Annotated in this window: 6 protein-coding genes and 1 pseudogene; 2 read left to right on the plus strand and 5 right to left on the minus strand. The window is 61.1% G+C overall.

Going from position 1 to position 7,603, the window contains the following annotated elements; translation table 11 throughout:
- Position 1: 1 nt before the first annotated feature.
- Positions 2-1,648, plus strand: coding sequence for an acyl-CoA synthetase (locus NEZ08_RS11110; protein ID WP_298106777.1), 1,647 nt, complete (start codon positions 2-4; stop codon positions 1,646-1,648).
- Between the two features lie 112 nt (positions 1,649-1,760).
- On the opposite strand, the gene NEZ08_RS11115 is transcribed toward NEZ08_RS11110, so the two are convergent.
- Positions 1,761-2,501, minus strand: coding sequence for a class II aldolase/adducin family protein (locus NEZ08_RS11115; RefSeq protein WP_298106779.1), 741 nt, complete (start codon positions 2,499-2,501; stop codon positions 1,761-1,763).
- Positions 2,502-2,585: 84 nt separating this feature from the next.
- Between NEZ08_RS11115 and NEZ08_RS11120 the strand changes: the two genes are divergently transcribed.
- Positions 2,586-3,575 carry an ABC transporter substrate-binding protein gene (locus NEZ08_RS11120; protein WP_298106780.1) on the plus strand — a complete coding sequence of 330 codons (990 nt, stop codon included), beginning with the start codon at positions 2,586-2,588 and terminating at the stop codon, positions 3,573-3,575.
- Positions 3,576-3,716: 141 nt separating this feature from the next.
- Here the strand turns inward: NEZ08_RS11120 and NEZ08_RS11125 are convergent, their stop codons facing one another.
- From NEZ08_RS11125 to NEZ08_RS11140, 4 genes and pseudogenes are all read right to left on the minus strand, one after another.
- The gene (locus tag NEZ08_RS11125; RefSeq protein WP_298106782.1) at positions 3,717-4,517 is read right to left on the minus strand and encodes an MBL fold metallo-hydrolase; all 801 of its coding nucleotides are present in this window, start codon (positions 4,515-4,517) and stop codon (positions 3,717-3,719) included.
- Positions 4,514-5,302, minus strand: coding sequence for a TatD family hydrolase (locus NEZ08_RS11130; protein ID WP_298106784.1), 789 nt, complete (start codon positions 5,300-5,302; stop codon positions 4,514-4,516). The genes NEZ08_RS11125 and NEZ08_RS11130 overlap by 4 nt, the downstream gene beginning before the upstream one ends.
- 14 nt (positions 5,303-5,316) lie before the next feature.
- Complete coding sequence (metG, locus tag NEZ08_RS11135) at positions 5,317-7,227, minus strand: methionine--tRNA ligase (RefSeq protein WP_298106792.1); 1,911 nt, start codon at positions 7,225-7,227, stop codon at positions 5,317-5,319.
- Positions 7,228-7,253: 26 nt separating this feature from the next.
- Positions 7,254-7,603 (minus strand): annotated as a pseudogene (locus NEZ08_RS11140) (DNA polymerase III subunit delta'); the annotation flags it as partial.

Consider the following 7,603-nt stretch of genomic DNA (forward strand, 5'->3'; position numbering starts at 1 on the left):
GATGGCACGAGCACAGACCCAATACGACGTCGGCCTTGAGAAGACGCCGGCCAATTTCGTGGCACTCACGCCCTTAAGCTTCCTGGCCCGCACGGCCGCGATCTATCCCAACCATGTCAGCACGGTCTATGAGGGCCGCCGCTTCACATGGTCGGAAACCTACGCGCGCTGCCGGCGCTTTGCCTCCTACCTTGCGGGGCGCGGCATCGGGCCGGGCGATACGGTCGCCGCGATGTTGCCGAATATCCCGGCCATGAACGAGGCGCATTTTGCCGTGCCGATGACGGGGGCCGTGCTCAACACGCTCAATATCCGGCTCGATGCGGGGGCAATCGCCTTCCAGCTCGAGCACGGCGGCGCCAAGATCATCCTGGTCGATCCTGAATTCGCCGGCGTGATTTCGGATGCGCTCAAACAGATGAAGGGCGCAAAGCCTGAGGTAATCGATGTCGACGACGAAGCCTTCGGCCCGAAGCGAATCGGCGAAATCGAATATGAGGCGGCCCTCGCACAGGGCGATGCAGATTTTGTCGCGCGCCTGCCGGCTGACGAATGGGACGCGATCGCGCTGAGTTACACATCGGGCACGACCGGCAATCCCAAGGGTGTCGTCACCCATCATCGGGGCGCCTATATCAACGCGGTCAGCAATATCCTCGCGGCCAATCTGGGTGCCCATCCGGTCTATCTCTGGACGCTGCCGATGTTTCATTGCAACGGCTGGTGTTTTCCCTGGACCATTGCGGCGGCGGCCGGAATTAACGTCTGCCTGCGCAAGGTCGACCCGGCGAAGATCTTCGAGTTGATCAAGCGGCACGGCGTCACGCATATGTGCGGCGCGCCGATCGTCTACAATACGTTGATCAATGCGCCCGGAGCGCCGAACAAGTCGGATGCCCGCCCCCTCGTCGGCCTGATCGCGGGCGCGGCGCCTCCGGTCGCGGTGCTTGAGGGAGCTGAGCGCATCGGCATCAGGCTTACCCACGTCTACGGCCTGACTGAAACCTATGGTCCGGCCTCTTTCTGCGCCGAACAGCCCGGTTGGGACGATTTGGCCGCCGATCAGCGTGCGCAGTTCAAGCGCCGCCAGGGTGTCTCCTACCCGCTCCAGGAAGCCGTCACCGTCCTCGACCCGGAGACCATGCGGGAAGTGCCGCGCGACGGAGAAACCATCGGCGAAGTGATGTTCCGCGGCAACATCGTCATGAAGGGCTATCTCAAGAATGAGAAGGCCACGCGGGAATCCTTTGCCGGCGGCTGGTTTCACACCGGCGACCTCGGCGTGCTCGACAAGGACGGTTACGTCATCATCAAGGACCGCTCCAAGGACATCATCATTTCCGGCGGCGAGAACATTTCATCCGTCGAGGTCGAGGATGTCCTATACAAGCACCCGGCGGTTCTGTTCGCCGCTGTCGTCGCCAAGCCGGATACGAAATGGGGCGAGGTACCTTGCGCCTTCGTCGAACTGAAGGAAAACGCCGAGGCGACTGAGGCGGATATCATCGCATTCTGCCGGACGCAGATGCCTGGCTTCAAGACGCCAAAGGCCGTGGTGTTCGGACCGATCCCGAAAACCTCCACAGGCAAGATCCAGAAGTTCCTGCTGCGTGATCAGGTTCACTCGGCAAAGGCGATCCTGTCATAGAATTTCGCAACCCGGTGCGTTTCCCTCCCGCTCCAGGCCCACAAAGGGGGAGAGACCAGATTGCATCCCGTGGCGACCCCTGGAATCAAATGCGCGGCAATAGGATAAGGGATCAGCGCGACATCGGGCTGTTACGGGCGGCCTTCAGCCAGAGGAACCAGGAGCGATCATACTGCGTCGAGATCGTCTTGGTCGTGCCGATGGTCTCTTCTTCAGTGAGATAAGTGACGGGCCCGAGCCTCATTGCCTCCATTTGCAGGCGTGCGCCGATTTCGGTGTAGACCGCGCGGAATACGGTCTGGCGCAGCGTACTGCCCACCACCGTCGAACCATGGCCGCGCATCAAAACGGCTGGTCCCTCACTCAAGGTGTCGGCGAGCGCCGCGCCCAGCTTGCCGCTAGTAATCAGGAGATCGCTGCCGGGCCCTGCAAAGTCGCGGATTTCGAAGACCGGTGTGCCCTTCTCGCTGAGAAAGCCGCACATGTGACAGACTGGCCGCAGCGTAGCGCCCGTGACGACACTGAATGGGACCACCGAAGGGGAATGGCTGTGGACGACCGAATTCACGTCCGCCCGTTTGCGGTAAATTTCGCCGTGAATGAAGCGCTCGAGATACGGAGCGGGACCGTTCGGGACAACTGGATTGCCGTCGAGATCGAACTCCAGCACGTCGTTTTCCGTGACCAGTGCCGGCGCCATGCTGCGCGACAAGAGAAAGCGATCCGGCCGGTCGGGGTGCCGGACACTGACATGGCCGAACCCATCGACCACGCCCTGGTCGAACAAGATGTGGTTGGCGTCGACCAGTTCGCGGATGACCGTTGCGACGGTCTCTGATGCAGCGGCGGACATGGTGGGAAATTCCTTAGGATGCTATGTTTTTGACTTCCAAGAAGCCATAAGCCGGCGCAGGGGAATGTCAATGAAGGAGCATGCATGAGCAAACTGCAGCTATCGGTCGCGATCGGCGACTACGACCGGATGCGTCCCCTGGTCGACGGCCTGGTCCAGATCGACAGCGTGGATGCACAGTTCATGCTGCTCGATCCGGAGGAGATTTTCTTTCGCGCTTTCAGGCACGCCGACTTCGACATTTGCGAGCTGTCGCTCTCCAGCTATTCGGTGAAAACGGCCGCGGGGACCAGCCCTTATATCGCCGTGCCGGTGTTTCCCTCCCGCGCTTTCCGCCACACCTCGGTTTATGTCCGCACCGATCGGATCAAATCGCCGGCCGACCTGAAAGGACGTCGCGTCGGCGTGCCCGAATATCAACTCACGGCAAACATCTGGGTTCGCCTCTTCCTCGAGGAGGATTACGGCGTTCGGCCGTCCGACGTCACCTGGGTGCGCGGCGGCTATGAGCATCCCGGGAGGATCGAGAAGATCAGCCTCAATCTTCCCTCCGACGTCGTGATCGAGAATGCGCGGGTCGATGCCACAATTTCCGAGCTATTGGCGAGCGGCGAAGTCGACGCGGTGATCGGGCCGCGTGCGCCGTCCTGCTTCGATCGCGGACATCCCCATGTCGGCTATCTCTTCCCCGATCCGCAGGCGACTGCGACCGATTGGTACCGGCGAACCCGCCTGTTTCCGATCATGCATACGCTGGGCATTCGCCGCACGCTGGTCGAAAAACACCCATGGCTGCCGGTCGCGGTCACCAAGGCCTTCGAGCGCTCCAAGGCGATCGCGCTGGCGAAACTTACGGATACTTCGGCCACCAAGGTAACTTTGCCATTCGTCGAGGAACAGCTCGGTGCCGCGCGGCGACTGATGGGCGCGGATTTCTGGTCTTATGGGCTCGAGCCGAACCGCGACGTACTCCGCCGCTTCCTGGAGCGTCATCATGCCGAGGGCCTGTCGTCTCGCCTGCTTAGCCCCGAAGAGCTGTTTCATCCATCTGCCCTCGAACTGCACAAGATTTGATGGCGGGCTGGTATGTCCCGTCAGTGCCCGGCTCGAGGCCATCGACGTCTTTTGCGTCTGCAGAGAAGACGTGGATGGACGACACAGGGCCGGGCACGACATCGACGATGCGGATGAAGACGTGCGCTCGACAGTGAATATTCAGCCGACGTCCAGCCGCATGCCGTCATAGGCTGCCACGACCCCGTGCGGCAGGCTCTGGCGCAGCTCCTCGTAGTCAAGATCGGCGTGCATATTGGTGATCACGGCGCGTTTTGGCTTGAGACGATCGATCCAGGACAATGCGTCGTTGACGCTGAAATGGCTGGGATGGCTCCGATAGCGCAGGCCATCGATGATCCAGAGATCGAGCTCCCGGAGGAACGGCCAGCTCGCTTCTGGAATATCGCTGACATCGGGCGTGTAAGCCGCCCCGCCGATGCGATAGCCGAGCGCGGGAATGTCACCGTGCTCGAGATTGAACGCCGAAAGGGTGACAGTGCCGCCCTTCCCCTTGATCGTTCGGCTCTCTCCACCTTCAATCCCATGCCGATCGAGTATCGGCGGATACTGACTGCCTTCCGGGGTCACGAAGCAGTACGAAAACCGCGCCATGATGTCCTTGGCGGTCGACATGTTGAAATAGGTCGGAATCCGGCGGCGCTGATGCAGCACCACGGAGCGAAGATCGTCGATCCCGTGGGTTTGATCAGCATGCTCGTGGGTCAGAAACACGGCGTCGAGGTGATCGACCTCAGCGTCAATCAGCTGCTCGCGCAAATCAGGCGAGGTGTCGATCAGGATCCGCGTGGCCGCGCCGCCCTCGCCGGTTTGTTCGACCAGCAACGAACAGCGGCGGCGGCGGTTCTTCGGATTCGTAGGGTCACACGCACCCCAGCCAAGCGCCGGCCTCGGTACGCCGGCCGAAGATCCGCAGCCAAGGATGGTCAGTGTGAGCGTCATGCGGTTTGCGGCGCGGGTATTTTTGAGAACAAACGAAAGAAGTTTTCCGTCGTCTGTCGCGAGATCTCTTCCAGCGAAACGCCGCGGACCTCTGCCAGGACCTTGGCGACCTCGACCACATAGGCGGGCTCGTTGCGCTTGCCGCGAAATTTTCCGGGCGCAAGAAATGGAGAATCCGTCTCGACCATGATGCGGTCGGCCGGCAATTCCGCCGCGAGCGCGCGCAGCGTATCGGACTTCTTGAACGTAAGAATGCCGGTAAAGGAGATCGAAAGCCCCAATTCGATTGCTTTGTGCGCGAGCTTTCGCCCACCCGTATAGCAGTGCAGCACCGCGCGGAACGGCCCCTTTGACATTTCGTCAACGAGGATGCGCTCGCAGTCCTCGTCCGCCTCGCGGGTATGGATGACGAGTGGAAGGCCTGTTGCGCGTGCCGCTGCGATATGGGTCCGAAAGCCGCGTTCCTGCGCCTCGCGCGAGCCATGCTGATAAAAATAGTCGAGACCGGCTTCGCCGAGCGCGACCACCTTCGGATGTCCGGTCAGTGCGATCAGCTCATCGGCTGGAATACCGTCTTCCTCGTCTGCCTGATGCGGGTGGGTGCCGACGGAGCAATAGACCTGCCGATATCGCTGCGCGATGGCGAGCAAGGCCTCAAGCCGCCTCACCCGCGTCGAGATCGTGACGATGCGCCCGATTCCGGCCGCTTCGGCTCGCGCGACAATGCCATCGAGGTCGTCGGCAAAATCCGGAAAGTCGAGATGGCAGTGGCTGTCGACGAGCATGGGATTAGAACCGCTTAGGCCGCTGTCGGTTCGATATAGCGCGGAAATACGGGCGCCGGTGCTGGAAGCACCGTGCCCGGCTTGATCCGCACGGGGAGCGCGGCGAAGTTGCGGGAACTGACCTCGCCGGCAATGCCGAGAATGTCGAGCAGTTTGCCGGAAGCCTGCGGCATTGCCGGCTGGGCCAGGATCGCGATCTGGCGCACGACTTCCGCGGTCACGTACAAAACAGTAGCCTGACGCTTCGGGTCGGTTTTGGCCAGCGCCCAGGGCGCTTCCCCCGCGAAATATCTATTGGCTTCGGCGACGACCGCCCAGACCGCGTTGAGCGCCTGGTGAATTTGCTGGCTCGCCATTGCGCTGCGGGCGAGCCCAATCATCCCATCCGCCTGCGCCAAAATGGCCTTGTCGTTGTCGGTGAATTCGCCGGGTTCCGGCAACACGCCCTGATATTGTTTCGCGATCATCGATAGCGAACGCTGCGCCAGGTTACCGAGATCGTTGGCAAGGTCGGCATTGATGCGCGCGACAATAGCTTCGTGATTATAGCTTCCATCCTGTCCGAACGGCACCTCGCGCAAAAAGAAGTAGCGCATCTGATCGACGCCGTACTGGTCGGCGAGGTTGAATGGGTCGACGACGTTGCCGACCGACTTCGACATCTTCTCACCGCGGTTGAACAAGAACCCGTGCGCATAGACGCGCTTCTGCACGGGAATTCCAGCCGACATCAGGAAGGCCGGCCAGTAAACGGCATGAAAGCGGATGATGTCCTTGCCGATGATATGCACGTCGGCCGGCCAGTAATGCCACTTCGTATCGCTTTCGTCAGGGAAGCCGACGCCGGTGATATAGTTGGTGAGCGCATCGACCCAGACATACATCACGTGTTCGCCATCGCCGGGCACCTTGACGCCCCAATCGAACGTGGTGCGGGAAATGGATAAATCCCGCAAACCGCTCTTGACGAAACTAACCACCTCGTTCCTGCGGGTATCCGGGCCGATGAAATCCGGATGCTGTTCGTACAGCGCCAGCAGCCTGTCCTGATAGGCGGAAAGGCGGAAGAAATAGCTCTTTTCCTCCACCCACTCCACCGGCGTACCCTGCGGGCCGCGGCGAACATTGTCCTCGCCGAGGGTGGTCTCCTCCTCGGCGTAATAGGCCTCGTCGCGCACCGAGTACCAGCCGGAATAGCTGTCGAGATAGATGTCGCCGTTATCAGCCATCCGCCTCCAGATTTCCTGGCTGGAGCGATGGTGCTGCTCTTCGGTGGTGCGGATGAAGCGGTCGAATGAGATGCTCAGCCGCTCGTCCATTTCCTTGAAACGTTGCGCGTTGCGTGTTGCCACGTCCATTGGCGTAAGCTTTTCGGCTTCCGCCGTCTGGATCATTTTCAGGCCGTGCTCGTCCGTGCCGGTCAGGAAGAAAACATCCTTGCCATCGAGGCGCTGAAAGCGCGCCAGCGCGTCGGTTGCGATCGCTTCGTAGGCGTGGCCGATATGCGGCACGCCGTTCGGATAGGCAATTGCAGTCGTGATGTAGAACGAATTTCTGGCTTGCGCAGCCGGCGTTTTCGGAGCGGCCGCGATGGCAGTCGGCTTGGCCCCGGAGGATCGGGGCTTTGGCGCGGCTTTGGGAGCTTTCGGAGCTGCAGCTTTCGCCTTTGTTTTCCTTGCCGGTGCCTTTTTGCCAGCCTTCTTCTTGCCCGCCTTCTTCGCAGATTTCTTGATGGTTTGTTTTGCTGCCTTCCTGCCTGGCTTCCTCGGCCCGGCCTTCTTGGCCTTCCTCGCCTTGCGGTTGCTCTGTTTGCGAGCGGCTGCCCTGGCCGGGAGAGGCCGCGAAGCCTTGCGGTGTGTCTTTGCTTTCGACTTCTTCTTTTTCGTGAGCCTGGCCACGACGAATTCCTTTGTCGGTAACGAGATTATCGGGATCGTGAACGAAGCAGCCGTTATCGCGTAGCTTCAGCAAGCATCCCAAACACCGAGAAAACGAGCGGCTTTCGCTCGAGATTGTATTCCGCGGTGTCGCGCGCAGCGCGGCCGATCTTTTCCCATACCTCCGCCAGCCGTGCAAGACGCGGCAAGTCGGCCCGAGGGTTTTCGGTGCGCAGGCGCGCAGCGAGCCAACGTTCGATGCTGTCAATGAAGGTCGCAAGCGCGACCTTGTCGCTGCCGCCAAGCGCATCACCAAGCGCATGCAGCTCCCGCGGATCGACCCGAGGCAGACTGGCGAGCAGCGCCGCGGTCCTGTGGTGAAGCTTGACGGCATCGCCGCCGAGCAACGTCAGGGCGCGCGCGA

It is taken from the genome of Bradyrhizobium sp., assembly GCF_027451485.1.
GTDB lineage: Bacteria > Pseudomonadota > Alphaproteobacteria > Rhizobiales > Xanthobacteraceae > Bradyrhizobium.

Coding starts and splice junctions, on each gene's coding strand:
- NEZ08_RS11110 (WP_298106777.1), top strand. CDS start 2: ATGGCACGAGCACAGACCCAATACGACGTCGGCCTTGAGAAGACGCCG.
- NEZ08_RS11115 (WP_298106779.1), bottom strand. CDS start 2,501: ATGTCCGCCGCTGCATCAGAGACCGTCGCAACGGTCATCCGCGAACTG.
- NEZ08_RS11120 (WP_298106780.1), top strand. CDS start 2,586: ATGAGCAAACTGCAGCTATCGGTCGCGATCGGCGACTACGACCGGATG.
- NEZ08_RS11125 (WP_298106782.1), bottom strand. CDS start 4,517: ATGACGCTCACACTGACCATCCTTGGCTGCGGATCTTCGGCCGGCGTA.
- NEZ08_RS11130 (WP_298106784.1), bottom strand. CDS start 5,302: ATGCTCGTCGACAGCCACTGCCATCTCGACTTTCCGGATTTTGCCGAC.